Here is a 19,825-nt window from a genome sequence, read left to right as displayed (position 1 = left end):
GAGCCGAGCCGGGCCGAGCCGGGCCGCGCGGGCTGCGCGGCGCAGCCCGCGCGGGCCGAGAGGGCGGTGGGCCGCGCGCGGGGTCACACGCCGACCGGCGCGGGGGGAATGTCCTAGGGTCGACAGGGCGTTGGGACGCACAGATCGGTGCAGGGGCCGAGGTGCCTCCTGCGCCCCGCCCGCACCCCGAAGGGACCATCGTGACCCAGCCCAAGATGAACGTCGAGTCGTTCAACCTCGACCACCGCACCGTCGCCGCTCCCTACGTGCGCGTCGCCGACCAGAAGACGCTGCCGCACGGCGACGTCATCACCAAGTTCGACGTCCGGTTCACGCAGCCGAACGAGGCGCACCTCGACATGGCGTCGGTCCACTCACTCGAGCACCTCTTCGCCGAGCACTCGCGCAACCGCCCGGGCGACGTCATCGCCTTCTCGCCGATGGGCTGCCAGACCGGGTTCTACCTGATCCTGCAGGGCGACCCCGCGATGGACGACGTCCTGTCGCTCATCGAGGGCACCCTCACCGACATCACCACCGCCACCGAGGTCCCCGCGGCCAACGAGGTCCAGTGCGGTTGGGGCGCCAACCACACGCTCGAGGGTGCGCAGGGCGTCGCCCGCGCCTTCCTCGCGGCCCGCGACGAGCGGTCGACCGTCCCCCGATGACCGGGCCGCCCGCCGCGCCTCCTGCCGACGGGGTCGCGGCGCTCGCCGCACCCCCGATCATCGTGATCGTGGCGATGGCCGACGAGGCCGCGCCGTTCGTGTCCCGGGCGTCGCGCGTCGACGAGCCGGTCGCCGTCGGCGGGTCGCTGCAGCGCGTCGTCGAGATCGACGGGGTCGAACTGCTGCTCGTGCAGAGCGGCATCGGGTTCGTCAACGCGGCCGGGGCGGCCACCTCGGCCATCGTGCGGGCGGGATCGCTCGAGGGCGTCGTGCCGACCGTCATCAGCGCCGGCACCGCCGCGGGCATGGGGGTCGGCATCGAGATCGGCGACGTCGTCGCGGGCTCCGAGTACGTCAACCTCGACGCCGACGCGCGCGTGTTCGGTTACCGGCTGGGACAGGTGCCCGGCATGCCGGCCAGCTTCCACGCCGACCCGGCCCTGATGGAGGCGGCGGTCGCCTACGACACGTCGGTCACGTCGGTCTCGTCCGACACATCGACGGCGGGTGAGGCCTCGGGCGACGGTGTCGCGTCGAGCGCGTCGAGCGCGTCGAGCGTGTCGGGCGGCGGCTGGGCCGTGCGGCCCGGGTTGATCGCCTCCAGCGACGCGTTCATGACCGCCGAGCGCGTGATCGGCGTTCGGAGCGCCTTCGCCGACGTCGTCGACGTGGACGCCGTCGACATGGAGTCGATGGCGATCGCCCAGACCTGCCACGTCCACCACGTGCCGTTCGTCTCGGTGCGCGGCATCAGCGACCTCGCCGGTCCGGACGCCCACGACGTGCACGACGAGAACCTCGCCCTCACTGCCGGGCGCTCGGCGGACGTCACGCTGCACCTCGTCCGGGCGATCACCGCCCGCTGAGCAGGTGGCCGCGGCGCGGCGTGCGCCGCGCGTCGCGCTGCCTGGCGATGGGGCTGGGTGCTGTTCCGATCCTCGGCAGCCAGCCCGCGCCTCCTTCTCGATGCACCAGGTTTCGAACGATGCACCCGGTTGCTCGTGGGTGCATCGTTCGGAACCGGGTTCATCGGCACCCCCCGCGCCGACGTCACGAGCCTGAAACACGCGTGCCGTCGCGACGAAACCCGCGTTTCGTACTCTGACGACGACCACCCGGCATCCCCACGATCAGGAGTCCCGATGTCCCAGCCCTCGTCCGTCCCGGCTGCCGCCGGCGGCGCGCCCGTCGACACCGTCGAGAAGCACCCCGTCGACCGCGTCCCCCCGCTGCGGAGGCTCTTCCCGCTCGGCCTGCAGCACGTGCTCGCGATGTACGCCGGGGCGGTCGCTGTCCCGCTGATCGTCGGTGGAGCACTGGTCGGCATGGGCCAGCTCGAGCCCGGCGACATCGCGTACCTGATCAGCGCCGACTTGTTCGTGGCCGGCATCGCGACCATCGTGCAGTCCGTGGGGTTCTGGCGCTTCGGGGTGCGGCTGCCGTTGATGCAGGGCTGCACCTTCGCCGCCGTCGGGCCGATGATCGTGATCGGCGGCGAGTACGGCATCACGGCGATCTACGGCTCGGTCATCGCGAGCGGCGTCTTCATGATGCTGCTGGCGCCGTTCTTCTCGAAGCTCGTGCGGTTCTTCCCGCCGATCGTCACGGGCACGGTGATCCTGATCATCGGCGTCTCGCTGATGGACGTCGCCGCCGGATGGGTCGGAGGAGGCACGGGTTCCGACGACTTCGGACGTCCCCTCGACATCGCCTTCGCCGCGGGCACCCTGCTGCTGATCATCCTGATCGAGCGGTTCGCGCCTCCTGCGCTCCGCCGCCTGTCGATCCTGCTGGGACTCGTCGTCGGCACCCTCGTCGCCTGGCCGTTCGGGCTGACCGACTGGAGCGGCGTCGGCGAGAGCGCCTGGTTCGGCCTCGCCCTGCCGTTCCACTTCGGACTGCCGACCTTCCCGGTGAGCGCGATCGTGTCGATGTGCATCGTCGGCCTGGTGATCATGACCGAGACCACCGGCGACATCATCGCGGTGGGTGAGATCGTCGACCGGCCGGTGACGCCGCGTCGCCTCGCCGACGGGCTGCGGGCCGACGGGCTGTCGACCGTCATCGGCGGCGTCTTCAACACGTTCCCGTACACCGCCTTCGCGCAGAACGTCGGGCTGGTCAGCATCACGGGCGTGAAGTCGCGGTACGTGGCGACGCTGGCGGGCGGCATCCTCGTGGTACTCGGGTTGGTGCCCGCGCTCGGCGCCGTCGTCGAGGGCGTGCCGGTGGCGGTGCTCGGCGGGGCGGGCGTCGCGTTGTTCGGGATGGTCGCGGCGAGCGGCATCCGGACGCTGTCGACGGTGCGGTTCACGAACAGCAACATCCTGATCGTGGCGGTCGCCCTGGGCGTGAGTCTGCTGCCGACGGTCAGCCCCGAGATCTACGCGCAGTTCCCGACCTGGTTCACGATCGTGTTCGACTCGGGCATCAGCGCCGGGGCGATCGTCGCCGTGCTGCTCAACCTGCTGCTCAACTCGCCGCGGGTGCAGGCACGCGACGAGGGCGCGGACCGTGACGTGTCGGCGCACGACGCCGTGCGCGGACCCGCGGCACCGGCCGGTGTGACCGAGCGCGAGGTCTGAGCCGGGGCCCGGCCCGGGGCGGCTCAGCCCGGCCCGGCCCGGCCCGATCGGCTCGGCTCAGCGCCCGCCGGCGAGGCGCCAGAGACGGTCGCGCGACATCGGCAGCTCGTGCGGTCTCACGCCGAGGGCATCGCGGATCGCGTTCGCCAGGGCCGGTGCCACCGGGTTGTACGGCGCCTCGCTCATCGACTTGGCACCGAGCGGGCCGAGGTCGTCGTGCGTGGTCGCGAAGTGCACCTCGGTCTCGGGCACGTCGCCGAACTTGGGCATCCGGTAGTTGCGGAACGCCGTCGTCAGCACGCGTCCCTCGTCGTCGAGCATCATCTCTTCGTAGAGCGCGGTGCCGATCGCCTGCGCCGTGCCGCCCTCGACCTGTCCGCGCAGCTGCTCGGGGTTCAGCACGACCCCGGCGTCCGCCGCCTGCACCGAGCGCAGCAGGCGCACCTCGCCGCTCGCCCGGTCGACGGCGACCTCGAAGCCGTGCACGTTGAACGCCACCGAGCGCGGGGTGCCGTCGTGGGCCCCGTCGGCGGTGAGCGGACCGTCGGCCAGCAGCCGCTCGCTCGAGACGAGGACGGTCGCGTCGACACCGGGGCCGACCCGCACCACGACGCCGCCCGCGACCACCTCGGGGGCGGTGCCGGTGTCGACGGCGTGACCCGCGCCTCCTGCGATCGCCAGGGCGCGGTCGACCATGGCCGCGCGCAGCTTGTGGGCCGCGGCGAGCAGGGCCTTGCCAGCGACGACGACGCCGGCCGAACCGTAGGCCCCGGTGTCGTAGCGGGCCACGTCGGTGTCGGACTGCCGGACGACGACCCGGTCGGGCGTGGTGCCGAGCGCCGAGGCGACGAGCTGGGTGTGCACCGTCGTGGTGCCGTTGCCGAACTCGGCCGTGCCGACGCCGATGTCGTAGCGGCCGTCGGGCAGCAGCTCGATCGAGGTGTCGGCGAAGTGACCGCGCGGCGGGATCGTCGCGATCATGGCGAGGGCCATGCCGCGCCCGGTCGACCAGGTCGGGCCGACGGGGGCAGGAGGCGCGCCCGCGGGTGCAGGAGACTCGAGCGCCTGCTCGACCAGGTCGAGGCACTGGTCGAGTCCGTAGCTGCCGATCAGCAGGTCGCTCTCTTCGTCGGGGTCGGTGACCACCATGGGGTCGCCGGGGACGATCACGTTGCGGCGGCGCAGCTCGAACGGGTCGATGCCGAGCTCGCGGGCCAGTTCGTCCATCGCGGACTCGACGGCGAAGACGACCTGCCCGAGCCCGTACCCCCGGAACGCCCCCGAGGGCAGGTTGTTCGTGTAGACCGACTCGGCGTCGACGCGCTTGTTCGGGCAGCGGTAGACGCTGGTCGACTCGTGCACCGAGTGGTACATGACGCCGACGCCGTGGTTGCCGTAGGCGCCCGTGTCCATCAGTTGGTCGACGTGCAGCGCGGTCAGCACCCCGTCGCTCGTCGCGCCGACCCGCACGCGGACCCGCATCGGGTGGCGGGTCGGGGCGATCGTGAACTCGTCCTCGCGGGTGAACTCGTACTGCACGGGCTGACCGGTGCGCAGCACGGCGAGGGCGACGAGGTCCTCGGTGATCAGCTCCTGCTTGCCCCCGAAGCCACCGCCGACGCGGGCGGCGAAGACCCTGACCTGCTCCTGTGGCAGTCCGAAGACGTGAGCCAGCTCGTCCCGCACGAGGAACGGCACCTGGCTCGCCGTTCGGATCACGAGGCGTCCGTCGTCGTCGAGCCAGCCGCGTGAGGCATGCGTCTCGAGGGCTCCGTGCGAGACGCGCTGCGTGCGCCAGGTTCCCTCGACCACCGCGTCCGCCGCCGCCAGGCCGGCCTCGACGTCACCGGTCTCGTCGTGCATCGCGGCCACGGTGTTGCGCTCGGGGAACGCGATGCGCGACACCTCGCTGGTCTTCTCGCCGTGCAGCAACGGGGCCCCGGGCGTGCGCGCCGTCTCGGGGTCGAACACGGCGGGCAGGGGCTCGTACTCGACCACGATCGCCGCCAGGGCGTTCGTCGCCGTGCGGACGTCGTCGGCGACGACCGCGGCGACGCGCTGCCCGCGGAACCGCAGCACGGGGTCGAGGACGAGTCCGTCGTCGGGGTCGTCCTCGCGGTCCTCGTGGCGACCGGTCGAGAACAAGGTCGCGGGGGAGTCCCGGTGCGTCAACACCAGGTGCACCCCGGGCATGGCCTCGGCGGCGCTCGTGTCGATCGCCGTGATGCGGGCGTGGGCGTGCGGGCTGCCGAGCACGGCGAGGTGCAGCAGCGTCGTCGTGCTGCGGAAGTCGAGCGTGTAGGGCTCGCTGCCCGACACCACGCGCATCGCCGCCGGAGCCTTCACCGATCGACCGGCCGCGTCGCCGTCGGCCGGGGCCACCGTGTTCGAGACGCCGCAGATCGCGTCGCCGATCGCCCGGTACCCCGTGCACCGGCAGAGGTTTCCCTTCAGGAGGCGCGGGAGGTCGGCCGCGTCGGCCTCGGTGAACGTCGAGGCCGTCACCACCATGCCGGCCGTGCAGAAGCCGCACTGGAACCCGGCCGCGTCCGCGAACGCCTGCTGCACGGGGTGGGGGTGCTCGGAGGTGCCGAGACCGGCCGCCGTCGTCACGGCCCGACCCTCGAGCCGGTGCGCCGGGTAGATGCACGAGTGCACGGGCTCGCCGTCGACCAGCACCGAGCAGGCGCCGCAGTCGCCCGCGTCGCACCCCTTCTTGACCGAGTGGACGCCGTTCTCGCGCAGCACCGTGCGCAGCACCTGACCGGGTGCGAGGTCGGCGTCGAGGGGCAGGCCGTCGACCTCGAACGTGACGTGTCTCGGAGTCATCGCGCGCCTCCTTGGCTCGTGGCGGTGGGCGGGGTCGACCTCGCTCGCGCGGCCGCGCTGCGGGGGTCGTGGGTCGCCTCCCGGTGAGGTCGTGCCCGGCCGACGGGGACGAGCGCGGCGGCGGCCGGCTGCGCGAGCTCGACGCGCAGCTCGTCGGCGAACCGGGTGCTCATGGCACGACGCCAGTCGGGATCGCCGTGGGGGTCGGAGTACCAGCAGTCGACCCGGGCGACGGCGGCGGCCAGGGCCCGGTCGCCGGGCACCTCGTCGAAGCGCAGCGGGACCGGGCGCGCCGCCCCCGCCGTGATCGTGACGACGAACTCGCCGTCGAGACCGAGCCGGGCCGTGACCAGCGTGCCCGAGCGGCCCAGGGGGCTGAGCGAGATGCGCCGGAACCCGGTGCGCGAGCGCAGCGAATCGACCGGCACCTCGAGGGCGCGCAACACCTCGCCCGGCTCGAGGGCGTTCTGCACCACCCCGGTGACGAAGGTGGACACCGGCTGACGGCGCTCACCGCCGTCGGTGGTCCACACGAGGGCCGTGGCGTCGAGGGTCGCCATGAGCGAGGTCATCGCCCCGGCCGGCAGCCCGAGGGCGACGTTGCCGCCGACCGTCGCGACGTTCCAGATCTTGAACGAGGCGAGCAGCGAGTTCGCGCACTGGTCGATCAGCGGGTGGGCGACCCAGTCGTCGTCGGCAGGCAGCCGCAGCAGCGCGGCGATGGTGCAGGTGGCGGCGATGCTGACGACGTCGCGGCCGTCGGTGGCGCTGCCTCGCTCGACGGGCGTCCACCCGAGTGAGGTCAGGTCGACCAGGCCGGTCAGCCCGGGTTGCCGTTCGGAGAACAGCCACGTGCCGCCGCCGAGGGGGCGTTCGCCGGGCGCGAAGACGATCTCGTCCCGGCGCGACGGGGTGCGGATCTCGCGAAGGGTGGTCAGGTCCATGGGAGCACCCACTCTGCACGACCGGGGTTTCGAGCATGTGTCGGCTCGCTCGGCGTCGAACGACCGGCGCCGGGGTGCTGCCGGCGGCCCGGCGTCCGCCTCGGGTGGAGGGCCGGGGCCGGGGTCGGGGTCGGGGTCGCGGTCGCGGTCGCGGTCGCACCAGCGTTGCGTCGTCGAACCACGCCAGCGGGAGGTTCGACGACACGAACGTGGTGCGAGCTGCCACCCGCCACGATTCGCACGGGCGTCGCATCGCCCGACACCCGGGAGGCGCGGGTCGGCCGGCCGCTCCCGTCGCGTCGGGGCACCGTCGCTAAGGTGTGCGTCATGATCGAGCTCGACGACGCCACCCTGCGTTCGCATCTGCTGGCCGCCCTGAACGTCGAGCGGTGGGCCGACGACGTCGCCGCGCAGTCGCCGTTCGCCGACGCCGCCGCATTGATCACGGTCGCGGCCGCTGCGGCGACGCCGCTCAGCGCCGCCGAGATCGACGAGGCGATGGCGCCCACCCGCGGATCGGCGCGAAGCCGGTCGGCGCCGCGGCCGCCCAGGAGTTCCGCCGACGCGAGCAGGGCTCGGCGGCCGACGCCGACGACGAGACCCTCGCGCAGCTGTTGGCCGAGGGCAACGTCGCGTACGAGCAGCGCTTCGACCGGGTGTTCCTGATCCGCGCCGCCGGTCGGAGCCGGGCCGAGATCGTGGGCGAGCTGCACCGGCGGCTCGGGCTCGACGACGACACCGAGCTGCGCATCGTCGGGGCGGAGCTGCGCGACATCGCCTTGCTTCGGCTGCAGACGCCCTTCGCCGAGCCGGCCCCCGCCGAGCCGGACGCCGAGCCGGACGCCGAGCCGGCCCCCGCCGAGCCGGCGTCCACCGGCCGCACGGACGAGGCCGGCGCATGAGCCACGTCACCACGCACGTCCTCGACGCGGCGCTGGGCCGCCCGGCGGCCGACGTCCCCGTCGCTCTCTTCGACGCCCAGGGAGTCGAACTCGCCACCGGAGTCACGAACGCCGACGGGCGCGTGCCCGAGCTCGGCCCGGACGCCCTGCCCGCCGCCGACTACCGACTCGTCTTCGACACCGCCGCCTACTTCGCGGCGTCGCAGCGTGACACGTTCTACCCGCGTGTGACGATCGACTTCAGCCTCGCCGACGAGTCGAGCCACTACCACGTGCCCGTGTTGCTCAGCCCGTTCGCGTACTCGACCTATCGCGGCAGCTGACCCCCCCCGCACGGCGGCTCAGTAGTCGGTGCGGTGGTCGTGGGTCAGCCACGCCTCGAACGGCGCCGGCGCGTTCGTCGGGCGCACCTCGTCGACGGGGAGGGCCCGGGTGGACCGGTCGCGCGCGAACAGCGCGTAGAACTCGAGGTCGTCGAACCCGCCACGCGCGGCGTCGTGCCGGTCGGCGGCGTACACGACCCGGTCGACCCTCGCCCAGAGCGACGCCGAGAGGCACAGCGGGCACGGCTCGCACGAGGTGTAGAGGGTCGTGCCGGCGAGGGAGAAGTCGCCGACCGCCTGGCAGGCCGCGCGGATCGCGGTGACCTCGGCGTGCGCGGTCGGGTCGAGGTTGGCCGTCACCCGGTTCTGCCCCTCGGCCACGAGTTCGTCGCCCCGGACGATGACGGCCCCGAACGGCCCGCCCCCGTTCGCCACGTTCTCGACGGCCAACTCGATCGTGCGCGCCAGCCAGCGGGCGTCGTCGGTTCCGGTCACGATGTCTCCTCGGGGTACGGCGGGTACGGCGGGTGTCGCGGGTGTGGGATCGGTGGACTCGACGACGCTCATGCGAGGCCCGCGGACGCACGCCAGGCGTCGTGGGCCGGCGGCGCGTCGTCACGCAGCACGGTGGCCTCGATCAGACCGTACGGGCGATCGGCGGCCCAGAAGACCTCGCCCGGGTTCTCGAGGCCGAAGGGGGAGAGATCGTAGGCGAAGTGGTGCTTGTTCGGTGCCTTGAGGCGCACCTCGACGATCGAGGGGATCGCCTCGAGGACCGCCGTGCCCATGTGCCACAGGGTCTGCTGGAGGGCGAGCGACTGCAGGGTGGCGAACTCGCGGACCATCAAGCGCTTGACCTCGGCGTACGTGGCCTCCCAGTCGACGTCGGTCGTGCCGAAGCGCCACTTCGCGTCGAGCGCCGTCGCCATGACGCGGTCGTGCGTCTCGGGCAGGGTCGTGAACTCGTCGGTCAGGAACCCGGCGAACTCGGAGCCGGTCGACTTGAGCAGGACCAGGTCTTTCAGGCCGCCCACGACGTACTCGCCGGTGTCGTCGACCGTGACGGCGGCGGTCCGGACTTCTTGCCCTGAGCGCAGCCAGGTGTGGTCGTGCTCGGTGCCGTCGACCACGGCCCGCTGCCAGTCGTACTGCTCGATCTCGATGCGGGCACCCGTCACGGGCTCGACGTCGTGCACGAAGTGGCGGGCGAGCTCGAGCCCGAAGCGCTCGACGGCCTCGACGCCCTTCGACTTCGCGAACGCGAACGCGGTGTTCTTCTGGGTGTCGGTCGGCAGGACGGCGCTCTGGTCGCCGCGGAGGTACGCCGCGTCGAAGGGGCCGCGCAACGCCGTCGTGACGTTGACGTCGCGGATCTCGTGCCGGGGCCCGTCGCGGTAGAAGCGCACGAGTCGCGACTCCGCTTTGCCGTACTGGTTGTCGCCGAGGATGATCGCCATGCGGCGATGATCACACAACCGTGTGAACGACTTGTTTCACGATGGACGAATTGTGAACAACTCGTTTCAGAAGGCTTGTCGGGACGAGGCGTCCACTCGCTACTGTGCTGGGCATGGCGATCTCCGAGGCGACCCCAGCACCCCCGTCGGGCCCCGTTCCTGCGACTCCGATCCTGCAACCCCTGTCGCCGGGCGACCGTGACGGAGCCGTCCCCTACATGCCCGCGACACTCGCCACGACCCTGTGGGGGCGCTTGCCCTGTGCCTCCGACGAGCCCGTGCTCACGATCGACCCGGGCACGGCCGTCCTCATCGACACCCTCAGTCACGAGGGCGTGCTCGACGACCAGGGGCGTGACCCCCGGGCCTTCTTCGCCCGTCACGGGGTGCCTGCCGACCACGTGCTCGACGACGCGGTCGCCCTGGCCGCCGCGGGCGACGAGCGGCACGGCCGAGACCCCGCCGCCGACGGCCCGCACGTCGTGACGGGGCCCATCGCGATCCGAGGGGCGCAGCCCGGCGACGTCGTCACGATGACCCTGCTCGACGCGACACCACGGGTGCCCTACGGCATCATCTCGAACCGTCACGGTCGCGGCGCCCTGGCCGGCGAGTACCCGCTCGAGGCCGGCCCGGTCAGCGTCTTCGCGGCCGTCGACCACGAGCCCGACGGCTCGCTCGTCGGCACCCTGCCGCTCGTGCCCGGCGCCGAGCACACCGTGCGGTTCCCCCTGCACCCGTTCCTCGGCATCATGGGGGTCGCCGTCGCGGGCGACGAGCGACCGCACTCGGTGCCACCGGGCCCACACGGGGGCAACGTCGACATCGCCCTGCTGACCGAGGGCGCCTCCCTGCACCTGCCCGTCCAGGTGCCCGGGGCCCTCGCCTACGTCGGTGACCCGCACTTCGCCCAGGGCGACGGCGAGGTCGCACTCACCGCGATGGAGGCCAGCCTGCGCGTCACGGTCCGCTTCGACCTCGTGCGGCGTGCCGAGGCCGTGACACTGTTCGGCGAGATCGCCGGGCCGCTGGCCGAGACCGCCGACCTGCTCGTGCCGACCGGCCTCGACGAAGACCTCGACGAGGCGGTCCGCGCCCGGGTCCGCGCGGCGATCGGCCCGCTCGCGGCCCGCTACGGCATGGACCGCAGCCTCGCCCACGCCCACCTGTCGGCCGCGACCGACTTCGACATCTCGCAGGTCGTCGACCTGGTCAAGGGCGTCCACGCCCGCATCCGCAAGGCGGACTTCGGTGGTTGACGCGACGCCCACCGACCTGCTCGGCCCCGAGGAGGCACGGGTCGGCTCGGGCACCGTCCCCACGACCGTCGAGGGTGACCTGCCCGACGGCCTGCTGGCCGCCTTCGACGCCTACGAGCGGGCGCTCGCCGCCGACGACCAAGCCGCGCTCGCCGCAGCCTTCGAGCCGACCGCCACCGTGATGCGAGCCGACGTCGGGGGTCTGCTGGTCGGGCACGACGCCATCACGGACTTCCGAGGCAGGCGCGGGTCGGGTCCGGTGCGTCGTGTCGTCGAGTGCCACGTGCGGGTCCTCGACGCCGACACCGCCCTGGTCGTGTCGGTCAACGCCCCGGCCTCCGGTGGGCGCGGTGTCGTCACGCAGCTCTGGCGCCGCGAGTCGGGTTCGGGGTCGCAGGGTGCTTACCCGTGGCGGATCGCGTCGGCGCAGGTGCAGGCGTCGCCTCCGGCGATCGACCGCCGGGTCTGGCGGGTCGTGGGCGAGCCGCTCGTCTCGGGACGGCGCGACGACGGCGTGACCGGCACCGCGCCTCCTGGGGGCTCTCGGGTGCTCGCCGGCGAGACCGTCGCCGTGAAGGACCTGTTCGCCGTCTCGGGCCACCCGATCGGTGCCGGGGTGCCCGCTCGTCTCACCGGTGCGACGCCCGAGACCCGGCACGCGGCCGCGGTGCAGCACCTGCTCGACGCGGGGGCCGACCTGCGCGGCATCGCCCAGACCGACGAGTTCGCCTACAGCATCGCCGGACGCAACCCCGCCGACGCCACCCCCCCCACCCCCGCCGTGCCCGGGGCTATCTCGGGTGGTTCGACGAGTGGCCCGGCGGCGGCCGTGGCCCTCGGGCAGGTGAGCATCGGCCTCGGCACCGACACGGGCGGGTCGCTCCGGGTGCCCGCGTCGTACCAAGGGCTCTGGGGTCTCCGCGCGACGCACGGGGCCGTCGACCGCACCGGGCTGCTCCCGCTCGCGCCGAGCTTCGACGCGGTCGGCTGGCTGACCCGGGACGTCGACACCCTCCGTCGGGCGGCCGAGACGTCGTTGCCCGTGGCCGACCAGGTGCCGGTCGAGCCGTCGTACGTGGTCGACCCCGGACTGCTCGCCTCGGTCACGCCCGAGGTGCGTGCCGAGTTCGGGCGGGCCCTCGACGAGGCGACCGTGGCGGGACGCATCGAGCGTCCCGAGCCGCTCGTGCTGGGCGACGTCGCACAGCTGTTCGAGCTGTTCCGCGTCGTGCAGGCCTTCGAGGCTTGGCAGTCCGACGGCGACTGGATCACCGCGCATCCCGGCGAACTCGCGCCCGACGTGGCGTCCCGGTTCGCGTTCGGTTCGACGGTCTCACGGCAGCGAGCCGAGGAGGCGCGGGTCGCCCTCGACCACGAACGTCACCGTCTCGAGTCCCTCCTCGACGGGCGGGTGCTGCTCCTGCCGAGTGCGTCCTCGGCCGCGCCCTCGCTCGGGGCGACCCCCGCCGAGGTGGACGCGGTGCGCTCGGCGACGCTCGGTCTCACCTGCGTCGCCGGCGTGCTCGGCGCACCTGCCGTCTCGGCACCCGTCCTCGAGGTGCCGACGGCTTCCGGGCGGCGGGCCCCCGTCGGGCTGTGCCTCGTGGGGCCGCGCGGGTCGGACTCGTCCCTGCTCGACCTCGCGGCGACCTGGGCGACCTGATGCTCGCCGCTGACGAGAGCCGACGCGTTCACCTGCATGAAACACGGGTTGCGTAGGGTGGGCCGGGTGAAACGAGTCTTCCAGCCGATCGACCCGCCCGCCCGCCTGCTCATGGGCCCCGGCCCGATCAACGCCGACCCGCGGGTGCTCCGGGCGATGTCGGCGCAGCTCGTCGGGCAGTACGCCCCCGCCATGACCGCCTACATGGACGAGACCCAGGCGCTCTACCGTGAGGTGTTCCAGACCTCGAACGAACAGACCCTGCTCGTCGACGGCACCTCGCGCGCCGGCATCGAGGCCTCGCTCGTCTCGCTGATCGAGCCGGGCGACAAGGTGCTCGTGCCCGTCTTCGGCCGCTTCGGGCACCTGCTGCGCGAGATCGCCGAGCGCTGCGGGGCCGAGGTCCACGTCATCGAGGTGCCCTGGGGGCAGGTGTTCACCCTCGAGAGCATCGTCGAGGCGATCGAGCGCGTCCGGCCGAAACTGCTCGCGGTCGTGCACGGCGACACCTCGACGACCGTCGCCCAGCCGCTCGAGGGGCTCGGCGAGGTCTGCGCCCGCCACGGCGTGCTGTTCTACACCGACGTCACGGCGTCGATCGTCGGCAACACCTTCCGCACCGACGAGCTCGGCCTCGACGCCGTCAGCGCCGGCCTGCAGAAGTGCCTCGGCGGCCCCTCGGGGTCCTCTCCCGTCACCTACAGCGAGCGGGCCGTCGAGGTCATCCGGGCCCGCACGTCGATCGAGGCCGGCATCCGCACCGAAGGTGACACGACGAGCGCCCACCGGATCGCCTCGAACTACTTCGACCTCGCGATGATCTTCGACTACTGGGGCCCTCAGCGCCTCAACCACCACACCGAGGCGACCACGATGCTCTGGGGTGCCCGCGAGTGCGCCCGCCTCGTCGTCGACGAGGGCGTGGACGCCGTGGTCGCGCGACACGCGCTGCACGGCCGCGCCATGCTCGCCGGGGTGCAGGGGCTCGGCCTCGAGACCTTCGGCGACCTCGCGCACAAGATGAACAACGTGGTCGCCGTGATGATCCCCGACGGGGTCGACGGCGACCGGGTGCGGGGCGCCCTGCTCGCCGATTTCGGCATCGAGATCGGCACCTCGTTCGGTCCGTTGCACGGCAAGGTCTGGCGCATCGGCACCATGGGCTACAACGCGCGTCGCGACACCGTGCTCACGACCCTCGCGGCGCTCGAGGCCGTGCTCCGCCGCGAGGGCGCGCCGATCACGAGCGGCGGCGGTGTCGGTGCCGCCTACGACGTCTACCTCGACGTGGACCGCTCGGCGTCGGCCGCGACGTCCGAGGCGACCCGCGCCTCCTCGGTCGTCCCCGACCAGCAGTCGCCCGACCTCGACGCCGCGACCGCCGGAGGCGCGGCCCCGGAAGGAGGCGCGGCGTGAGCCCCGAGGCCACCACCGCCCCCGAGGGCGGTCCCCTCGCCGAGGCCCGTCTCGTCCTCGAACGCTGCGACGCCCTGGCCGCGGTCTCGAGCAGCCCGTCCGGCATCGAGCGCGTGTACCTCTCGCCCGAGCACGCCCGGGTCACCGCGATGGCCGGCGGATGGATGCGGCAAGCCGGCATGACGACGTGGCAGGACGCGGCCGGCAACCAGCGCGGCCGCTACGAGGGCCCCGAGCCCGGCCTGCCCGCCCTGCTGCTCGGCTCGCGCCGCGACACGGTGCCCGACGCCGGTCGGTACGCCGGCATCCTCGGCGGGCTGCTCGGCATCGCCCTGGTCGAGCGACTGTCGGCCCGGGGCGCCCGCCTGCCGTTCGCGATCGAGGTGCTCGCCTTCGGCGACGAAGAGGGCGCCCGCTTCGGCACGGCCCTGCTCGGTTCCCGTGCGGTCGCCGGCCCGTGGCTGCCGGAGTGGTGGTCCCTCGCAGACGCGTCCGGCACGACGCTGCGCGAAGCGTTCCTGGCCTTCGGGCTCGACCCCGACCGGGTCGCCGACGCCGCCTACGAACCGACCGACGTGATCGGCTACCTCGAGACGCACATCGAGCAGGGCCCCTACCTCGAGGAAGCCGATCGGTCCCTCGCCGTCGTCTCGTCGATCGCCGGCGCCCGGCGCTTCGAGTTGACCCTGACCGGGGTCGCCGGTCACGCGGGCGGCGTGCCGTTCCACCGTCGGCACGACGCACTCGCCGGGGCCAGCGAGATCGTCCTGGCGGTCGAGCGACTCGCCCGCGAGGCCGACTGCATCGCCACGGTCGGCCGGCTGCAGGCCTTCCCCGGCGGGGTCAACGTCATCCCGGGGCTGGTCGAGTTCAGCCTCGACCTCCGCGGCGAGCACGACGACCGTCGTGACGAGGTCTGGGCCGCCATCCAGGCCGTCGCTGCCGAGGTCGGCCAGCGTCGCGGCCTGACCTTCTCGGTGGACGAGACCCACCGCGCGCCGGCCGTCGTGGCCTCGTCGCGCCTCCGGGGGTTCATCCGTGAGGGCATCGCCGCCACCGGCGACGCCGACCCGATGGTGCTGTTCTCGAAGGCCGGGCACGACGCGATGGCCGTCGCCGAACTGACCGAGTGGGCCATGCTGTTCGTCCGCTGCGGCAACGGCGGCATCAGCCACCGCCCCGACGAGATCGTCACGCTCGCCGACGTGGCCGTCGCGCTCGACGCCTTCGAGGCCGCCGTGCACGCGGTCGCCGCGGCGCACCCGGTCGCGGCGCGGGCGTCCGCATGAGCGGCCCCCACGGCGACGACACGCTCGGCGACGACACGCTCCGCGACGACAGGCTCGGCGACGCTGGCGCTGGCGCTGGCGCTGGCGCTGGCGCAGGCGCAGGCGCAGGCTCAGGCGCCGGCGCAGACGCGGCCGAGGGCGCAGGAGGCGCGGGCCCGGTCGAGGGGGCGGGCATCCGTGATCGCATCGACTCGGGTTACGGCCGCCTCTCGCCCCAGGAACAGCGAGCCGCCGACTTCATCCTCGACCACCTGGACGACCTCGCCGTCTACACCGCCACCGAGATCGCCGAGCAGAGCGGTGTCTCGAAGGCGACGGTGTCGCGGCTGTTCCGGCGGCTCGGCTTCACCGACGCACAAGAGGTGCGTGACCAGGCGAGGGCGTCGCGGAGCCGCGGCGTCCCGGTCGGCCCGACCCGCGCCTCCGGTGGGCTCGCCGAGCACGCCGAGGCCGAACGTCGCAACCTCGACGCGATGCTCTCGGGGCTCGCCGACGGTCGACTCGAGCGTGCCGCGGCGTTGGTCGCCGGGGCCGAGCGGGTCGTCGTGGCCGGGTTCCGCAACAGCTACCCGGTGGCTCTCCACCTCAGGCAGCAGCTGGTCCAGGCACGGGACGACGTCCGCGTGGCGCCGCAGCCGGGCCAGTCCATCGGCGAAGAGCTGGTCGGGCTCGGAGCGCGGGACGTCGTCGTGCTCGTCGGATTCCGGCGTCGACCGGCCGGGTTCGCCGGCGTCCTATCGTCCCTGGCTGCGCGCGGCGTGCCGGTGGTGCTCGTGGCCGATCCGTCGTTGCGTGGCGTCGACGTGACCGTGAGGCTCGACTGCCCGGTCGAGACCCCGGCCCCCTTCGACAGCTACGCGGGTGCCATGAGCCTGGCCGCCCTGCTGGCCGGGGCCGTGCTGACCGAGACGGTGCGGGCCGGACGCCCCGAGGGTGGTCGCAGCCGCGTCGCCGAGATCACCGAGCTGTACGCCGAGCTGTCCGAGCTCGAATAGGCCTGCAGCCGACTCTCGAGATGCAGGACTGACGGGCGGCTGACGAACGCCGAGGGGCTGGTCGTGCTCAGCGGCGCAGAACCGGCCCGTGACCCGGCAGCACGACCCGCGCCCCGCGGTCGACCAGTCGGCCGTAGGTGCGGCCCGCCTCGGCGAGGTCGGAGTGGAAGATCGGGTGCAGCATCTGCACGCCGTCGAGCCGTGAGGTCGGGTGGCCGGTCACGAGGGCGTCGCCCGTGATCAGGACGTCGTCGTCGGGCAGCGCGAAGACGGTGTGCCCGGGGGTGTGACCGACCGCGGCCGTCGGCACGACGCGATGACCGCTGAACGTGCGTGACGCCCCGAGGTCGAGCGGCGCGACGTCGGCCACGGCCACGTCGCCCAGGCCTCCGGCACGCACCGCGTGCAGCACCCAGCGGGCGAACCGCGGCTTGTACAGGTGCGGCAGGACGTCACCGACGGTGACCTGGTGCAGCTGCTCGCGGGTCACGTTCGGCACCTCGGCGGGTGCCGCGAAGACCTCGAACCCGTGCCGCCGACGCAGGGCCGAGAGGGTGCCGATGTGGTCGCTGTGCCCGTGCGTCACGAGCACCGACGTGAGTCGCGCGTCGCCGTCGCCCGTCGCCGGCGCCACGGCCCGCAGCGACGACTCGACCAGGTCGAGGTCGGCCGGGTAGCCGGCGTCGACCAGCGTCAGGGTGCCGTCGCCCGCGAGGATCGTCCAGTTCGACGCGGGACCCTCGACGAAGTGCACGCCCGGTGCGACCTCGACGGGAGCCACCGCCCTCGTCGGGCTCACGCCGCGACCTCGAGAGAGGCACCACGGCCGCCCCTCACGAGGCGACCCCGGTGTCGGGACGGACGAGCAGCCGCGCAGGAGGCGCGCTCGGCCCCGCCAACCGGCCGCCCACCCACGTCGCCGCGAGCTCGCCGAACAGGCGTGCGTCGTCGTACGCGGTCACGGGGTTGCGGTGCGACAGGTCGTCGACGTCGATCGTCACGGGCGTCTCGGGGGCGAACGCGACGAGGTCGGCGTCGGCACCGACGGCGATCCGCCCCTTCGTGGGCAGGCCGACCAGTGCCGCCGTGCCCCGCGACATCCAGCCGACGACGGTCTCGAGCGGGATGCCGCGCTGCCTTGCCCCGGTCCACACGGCGCGGAAGCTCAACTCGAGACCGGAGATGCCGCCCCACGCCACGTCGAAGTCGCCGTGCGCGGCGTCGGGACCACCGGCGAATTTGAGCTCACGGGTCGAGGGGGAGTGGTCGCTCGCGACGACGTCGATCGTGCCGTCGACGAGCGCCTGCCAGAGCAGCTCTCGGTTCGCTTCGCCACGGATCGGCGGGCAGCACTTGAACTGCGTCGCGCCGTCACCGATGTGCTCGGCGTCGAAGGTGAGGTAGTGCGGACAGGTCTCGACCGTGAGCCGCAGACCCTCGGCCTTGGCGGCGCGGATGGTGTCGAGCGCCGTCGCGGACGAGAGATGCAGCACGTGGGCACGACCACCCGTGGCGCGGAGGGCGTCGACCACGTGCTCGATCGCCGTGCGCTCGACCACGTCGGGACGCGAGCGGACGAACGCGTCGTACGCCGCGCCTCCGGCGGGCGCCTCGACGGACGAGGCACCGGCCTCGGCACCGCCGACCGCGTCATGGGCGCCCTCGGTCAGAGAGGCCGCGGCGGCGTCGAGCCCGTCGGGGTCTTCGGCGTGCACGATCAGCAGACCGTCGAAGTCGGCGAGCTCGGCCATCGCCCGGTGCAGCTGCTCGGTCGACAGGTGGGGGAACTCGTCGACGCCCGACGGCGACAGGAAGCACTTGAAGCCGAAGACGCCGGCCTCGTGCAGCGCCCTCAGGTCGCCCGTGCCGAGGTTCGCGGGGATCGCTCCGCCCCAGAACCCGACGTCGACGACCGACTGGGGTCCGGCGGCGGCACGCTTCTGGTCGAGGGCGTCGACCGTGGTCGTCGGCGGGATGCTGTTGAGCGGCATGTCGACGATCGTCGTCACGCCCCCGGCGGCGGCCGCACGGGTGGCGGTGGCGAAGCCCTCCCACTCGGTGCGGCCGGGCTCGTTGACGTGGACGTGGCTGTCGACGACGCCGGGCAGCAGCACCTGGTCGTCGGGCAACGTGACGTCGACGGTGGCGTCGACCTCGTCGGTGAGGCCACCGATCGCGACGACGCGGCCGTCCCGGACGACGATGCTCGCCTCGCGCCACACGCCGTCGAGCAACGCACGACGGGCCCGGACGACGAGGTCGTGGCGCACGGCGTCAGCCACGAGCGTCGCCGTTCGCTCCGGCGGTCGCCGAGCGCGCCTCCTGGACTCCGGACGCCGCGGCGGCAGCCGGGGCCGCCGTCGTCGTCGCTGCGGCTGCCGCGGCCGCCTCGCGCGCTTCGACCTCTTTCCGCCGCTCGCGCAGCAGGTGTCCGGTCAGGGCGACGAGCAGCGTCAGCCCGCCCGCGACGCCCATGCCCACGCCGATGTGCACCTGCAGCAGCAGGGCCCCGACGCCTGCCCCGGCGAGGATGAGCACCACGGCGAGCACCCGCCGGGGGAAGTTCTTGCCCGTGCCGCCGGCGAGCTTCGACTCGGACGCGAGTCCGACGATGGTCGACGTGACCACCACGGTCGTGACGTCGGCCACGGCGATCTTGCGGGCGGCGGCGGCCTGCAGGCCCATGGCGGCGCCGAGCAGGCCGGTGATCGTGAAGGCCCACGGCGTGTTCTCTTCGGGCACGACGAAGAACGTCGAGATGCCGAGCCCGAGCAGCACGCCGCCGGTGCCCCCGAACGAGCCCGGGCGGCGTCCCGCCCAGCCGGCGCGGCCGCCGCGCAGCACCCGCCCGCCGATCGCGGCCCCGATCAGGAACGCCGCGAGGGCCACGATCGGACCGACGATCGGCAGACCGTCGGCCTGCGCGATGGCCATGCCGAGGATGACCACGTTGCCGGTCATGTTCGCGGTGAACACCCGGTCGAGGCCGAGGTAGCCGACGGCGTCGATGATGCCGGTGGTGAACGTCAACGTCAGCATCATCACGAGGTGCATGCGCGCCTGGTTGCGGCGGAACTTCTTCACGGGGGTCCTCAGGTGCTCGGCGCCGCGGGGCACGGCGGGGCGGGCGAGCTCGGCGGCGTCGGCGCATCGGTTCTGCCGTCGATCGTAGGGTCGCGGCGGTGCCGGGCGCGAACCCCGGGCCGTGCCTGTGGACGAGAGGAGGCGCGGTGCGGCGAGGGAGGAACCGTCCGGCCCCACCGTGGCCGGGAGAGTCTGCCGGACCGGACAGGTCCGGACCGGCCCGGACCGGACCGGGCTGGTCAGGACCGACCCGGACCCGGACCCGGCTTCGCGTCGCGGCGGGCCGAACCCGACTTCTTCCAGGTGTCGCGGCGGGCCGAACCCGACAACGCCGGGCGGACACGCCGTCGGCGGACGGACGTGAGCGGCGTGTCGCCGGCCCGGTGTCGCGATTTGCACAGAGGGCGGGGC

The 19,825-nt window shown here is 73.4% G+C and carries 17 protein-coding genes; 10 read left to right on the top strand and 7 right to left on the bottom strand.

The features are described 5' to 3' along the window. Nucleotides 1-215 precede the first annotated feature (215 nt). The 3 genes from AEQ27_RS13185 to AEQ27_RS13175 all read left to right on the top strand — a co-directional run bounded on the left by AEQ27_RS13185 (nt 216) and on the right by AEQ27_RS13175 (nt 3,253). On the top strand, nt 216-668 hold the full coding sequence (locus tag AEQ27_RS13185; protein WP_054147075.1) for an S-ribosylhomocysteine lyase: 453 nt from the start codon (nt 216-218) through the stop codon (nt 666-668). Beyond that, the gene (locus AEQ27_RS13180; RefSeq protein WP_054147074.1) at nt 665-1,534 is read left to right on the top strand and encodes a 5'-methylthioadenosine/S-adenosylhomocysteine nucleosidase; all 870 of its coding nucleotides are present in this window, start codon (nt 665-667) and stop codon (nt 1,532-1,534) included. The genes AEQ27_RS13185 and AEQ27_RS13180 overlap by 4 nt, the downstream gene beginning before the upstream one ends. 276 nt (nt 1,535-1,810) lie before the next feature. Further along, entirely contained in the window at nt 1,811-3,253 is a 1,443-nt protein-coding gene (locus tag AEQ27_RS13175; RefSeq protein ID WP_082383523.1) for a nucleobase:cation symporter-2 family protein, read from the top strand. Between the two features lie 57 nt (nt 3,254-3,310). Here the strand turns inward: AEQ27_RS13175 and AEQ27_RS13170 are convergent, their stop codons facing one another. Continuing rightward, nucleotides 3,311-6,082, bottom strand: a complete 2,772-nt coding sequence (locus AEQ27_RS13170; protein ID WP_054147073.1) for a molybdopterin cofactor-binding domain-containing protein — start codon at nt 6,080-6,082, stop codon at nt 3,311-3,313. Then, entirely contained in the window at nt 6,079-7,026 is a 948-nt protein-coding gene (locus AEQ27_RS13165; RefSeq protein WP_082383522.1) for an FAD binding domain-containing protein, read from the bottom strand. Before AEQ27_RS13165 ends, AEQ27_RS13170 begins: the two co-directional genes overlap by 4 nt. Nucleotides 7,027-7,415: 389 nt before the next feature. On the opposite strand from AEQ27_RS13165, the gene AEQ27_RS13160 reads away from it, so the two are divergent. Together AEQ27_RS13160 and uraH are read left to right on the top strand one after the other, a co-directional pair. After that, the gene (locus AEQ27_RS13160) at nt 7,416-7,928 is read left to right on the top strand and encodes a 2-oxo-4-hydroxy-4-carboxy-5-ureidoimidazoline decarboxylase (RefSeq protein WP_054147072.1); all 513 of its coding nucleotides are present in this window, start codon (nt 7,416-7,418) and stop codon (nt 7,926-7,928) included. Next, entirely contained in the window at nt 7,925-8,251 is a 327-nt protein-coding gene (gene uraH / locus AEQ27_RS13155; RefSeq protein ID WP_054147071.1) for a hydroxyisourate hydrolase, read from the top strand. Before AEQ27_RS13160 ends, uraH begins: the two co-directional genes overlap by 4 nt. An 18-nt stretch (nt 8,252-8,269) precedes the next feature. Here uraH and AEQ27_RS13150 read toward each other — a convergent pair whose 3' ends face one another. Together AEQ27_RS13150 and pucL are read right to left on the bottom strand one after the other, a co-directional pair. Then, on the bottom strand, nt 8,270-8,749 hold the full coding sequence (locus AEQ27_RS13150; RefSeq protein WP_369813659.1) for a nucleoside deaminase: 480 nt from the start codon (nt 8,747-8,749) through the stop codon (nt 8,270-8,272). Between the two features lie 65 nt (nt 8,750-8,814). Then, entirely contained in the window at nt 8,815-9,708 is an 894-nt protein-coding gene (pucL, locus tag AEQ27_RS13145) for a factor-independent urate hydroxylase (protein ID WP_043596242.1), read from the bottom strand. Between the two features lie 113 nt (nt 9,709-9,821). On the opposite strand from pucL, the gene AEQ27_RS13140 reads away from it, so the two are divergent. The 5 genes from AEQ27_RS13140 to AEQ27_RS13120 all read left to right on the top strand — a co-directional run bounded on the left by AEQ27_RS13140 (nt 9,822) and on the right by AEQ27_RS13120 (nt 16,330). Beyond that, the gene (locus AEQ27_RS13140) at nt 9,822-10,967 is read left to right on the top strand and encodes an acetamidase/formamidase family protein (protein ID WP_082383528.1); all 1,146 of its coding nucleotides are present in this window, start codon (nt 9,822-9,824) and stop codon (nt 10,965-10,967) included. Beyond that, nucleotides 10,960-12,630: an AtzH-like domain-containing protein gene (locus AEQ27_RS13135; protein WP_054147070.1), complete on the top strand. Its 1,671-nt coding sequence runs from the start codon at nt 10,960-10,962 to the stop codon at nt 12,628-12,630. Before AEQ27_RS13140 ends, AEQ27_RS13135 begins: the two co-directional genes overlap by 8 nt. A 66-nt stretch (nt 12,631-12,696) precedes the next feature. After that, nucleotides 12,697-14,046 carry an alanine--glyoxylate aminotransferase family protein gene (locus tag AEQ27_RS13130; RefSeq protein ID WP_304437583.1) on the top strand — a complete coding sequence of 450 codons (1,350 nt, stop codon included), beginning with the start codon at nt 12,697-12,699 and terminating at the stop codon, nt 14,044-14,046. Beyond that, the gene (locus tag AEQ27_RS13125; RefSeq protein WP_054147069.1) at nt 14,043-15,335 is read left to right on the top strand and encodes an allantoate amidohydrolase; all 1,293 of its coding nucleotides are present in this window, start codon (nt 14,043-14,045) and stop codon (nt 15,333-15,335) included. The genes AEQ27_RS13130 and AEQ27_RS13125 overlap by 4 nt, the downstream gene beginning before the upstream one ends. Beyond that, on the top strand, nt 15,332-16,330 hold the full coding sequence (locus tag AEQ27_RS13120; RefSeq protein ID WP_082383519.1) for a MurR/RpiR family transcriptional regulator: 999 nt from the start codon (nt 15,332-15,334) through the stop codon (nt 16,328-16,330). Before AEQ27_RS13125 ends, AEQ27_RS13120 begins: the two co-directional genes overlap by 4 nt. Before the next feature lie 67 nt (nt 16,331-16,397). Here the strand turns inward: AEQ27_RS13120 and AEQ27_RS13115 are convergent, their stop codons facing one another. From AEQ27_RS13115 to AEQ27_RS13105, 3 genes are read right to left on the bottom strand one after another with little or no spacing between them, the layout of a single operon-like run. Next, entirely contained in the window at nt 16,398-17,129 is a 732-nt protein-coding gene (locus AEQ27_RS13115; RefSeq protein ID WP_054147068.1) for an MBL fold metallo-hydrolase, read from the bottom strand. Between the two features lie 34 nt (nt 17,130-17,163). Then, a complete protein-coding gene (allB, locus tag AEQ27_RS13110) occupies nt 17,164-18,612 on the bottom strand; it encodes an allantoinase AllB (protein WP_054147067.1) in 1,449 nt (482 codons plus the stop codon). Then, nucleotides 18,605-19,414 carry a DUF1275 family protein gene (locus AEQ27_RS13105; RefSeq protein ID WP_235451093.1) on the bottom strand — a complete coding sequence of 270 codons (810 nt, stop codon included), beginning with the start codon at nt 19,412-19,414 and terminating at the stop codon, nt 18,605-18,607. The genes allB and AEQ27_RS13105 overlap by 8 nt, the downstream gene beginning before the upstream one ends. Nucleotides 19,415-19,825: the final 411 nt, after the last annotated feature.

The organism is Frigoribacterium sp. RIT-PI-h (assembly GCF_001297205.1).
GTDB lineage: Bacteria > Actinomycetota > Actinomycetes > Actinomycetales > Microbacteriaceae > Frigoribacterium.
Note: the sequence above shows the minus strand (reverse complement) of the source record. Positions and strands in the feature narration are given on the sequence as shown.

Coding starts and splice junctions, on each gene's coding strand:
- AEQ27_RS13185 (WP_054147075.1), top strand. CDS start 216: ATGAACGTCGAGTCGTTCAACCTCGACCACCGCACCGTCGCCGCTCCC.
- AEQ27_RS13180 (WP_054147074.1), top strand. CDS start 665: ATGACCGGGCCGCCCGCCGCGCCTCCTGCCGACGGGGTCGCGGCGCTC.
- AEQ27_RS13175 (WP_082383523.1), top strand. CDS start 1,811: ATGTCCCAGCCCTCGTCCGTCCCGGCTGCCGCCGGCGGCGCGCCCGTC.
- AEQ27_RS13170 (WP_054147073.1), bottom strand. CDS start 6,082: ATGACTCCGAGACACGTCACGTTCGAGGTCGACGGCCTGCCCCTCGAC.
- AEQ27_RS13165 (WP_082383522.1), bottom strand. CDS start 7,026: ATGGACCTGACCACCCTTCGCGAGATCCGCACCCCGTCGCGCCGGGAC.
- uraH (WP_054147071.1), top strand. CDS start 7,925: ATGAGCCACGTCACCACGCACGTCCTCGACGCGGCGCTGGGCCGCCCG.
- pucL (WP_043596242.1), bottom strand. CDS start 9,708: ATGGCGATCATCCTCGGCGACAACCAGTACGGCAAAGCGGAGTCGCGA.
- AEQ27_RS13140 (WP_082383528.1), top strand. CDS start 9,822: ATGGCGATCTCCGAGGCGACCCCAGCACCCCCGTCGGGCCCCGTTCCT.
- AEQ27_RS13120 (WP_082383519.1), top strand. CDS start 15,332: ATGAGCGGCCCCCACGGCGACGACACGCTCGGCGACGACACGCTCCGC.